Source organism: Paraburkholderia sp. J69-1 (assembly GCF_905220255.1).
In the GTDB taxonomy this organism is placed as follows: Bacteria; Pseudomonadota; Gammaproteobacteria; order Burkholderiales; family Burkholderiaceae; genus Paraburkholderia.
On sequence record NZ_CAJMZG010000092.1, the window covers coordinates 1 to 529 of the forward strand.

Here is a 529-nt window from a genome sequence, read left to right on the forward strand (position 1 = left end):
AAACTGCGGAACACCGGTTGTCAGAACCAGGTTTTCGGCATTGGTTAAAGACAGTCCATTTACCGAAATTCCATTCGGATTACTTATGATAACCGTTGCAGGCGAACCGAACACTTCGAGGGGCCCAGCAAGTGTTGAAATGGCGCCAGTGGAAGTGACCTGATTCAGAATGGTCGTCGCCACACGACCCGCGAGATTTGGGTTGGCAGCAACAGTGCCACCCAGCAAAGGCGTTCCCGATATCAGGCTGTTATTGAGCACCAGTCCGGACGAGCCAATGTCAAAGCTCGAAAAACTGTTGCTGCTTATGCCGTCAGCATTCGGAGCCGCAATATTGATAACAGGCACGCCAGTGCTGGTCTGCGTCACGCTGGGCTGGAATGTCACCGCGGCACGAGGGTCGACAATGAGCGCCGCGTGGGCGGTCTCACTGGCAATAAACAGTGCAGGCGCGAAATACATGACCACGATCATCAAAATCGCCGTGACCCGCATCCACAGCGGCCTGCGCCTCTGCTCAAACCCACCA

The 529-nt window shown here is 55.0% G+C and carries 1 protein-coding gene; it reads right to left on the reverse strand.

All coding sequences use genetic code 11. The annotated features are described in order from the left end of the window. Nucleotides 1–495 (reverse strand): filamentous hemagglutinin N-terminal domain-containing protein (locus U5A67_RS40515; protein WP_321959836.1); only part of this gene is annotated, 495 nt, incomplete at its 3' end. Between the last annotated feature and the right edge of the window lie 34 nt (nucleotides 496–529).